The organism is Peribacillus sp. SIMBA_075 (assembly GCF_046534585.1).
Genome location: NZ_JAWRYN010001461.1, coordinates 1 through 241 on the forward strand (window position 1 = coordinate 1; position 241 = coordinate 241).

Here is a 241-nt window from a genome sequence, read left to right on the forward strand (position 1 = left end):
TGGAGACGGGCAGCGTGTTCGCGCTGCTCGGCCCGAACGGAGCGGGCAAGACCACGCTCATCAACATCCTCGCGACGCTCGTGGAGCCCGACGCGGGCACCGTGACCATCGCTGGGCACGACCTCGCCTCCGATGCCGACGGCGTCCGGCGGGCGATCAGCGTCACCGGCCAGGCAGCGGCGGTGGACGGCGTCCTCACCGCGGAGGAGAACCTGCGCATGATGGCGCGGCTCTCCGGCTT

At 71.8% G+C, this 241-nt stretch carries 1 protein-coding gene; it reads left to right on the top strand.

Annotated elements, in window-relative coordinates:
- Positions 1-14 precede the first annotated feature (14 nt).
- Positions 15-241 (top strand): ATP-binding cassette domain-containing protein (locus tag SB775_RS33230; RefSeq protein ID WP_410865555.1); only part of this gene is annotated, 227 nt, incomplete at its 3' end.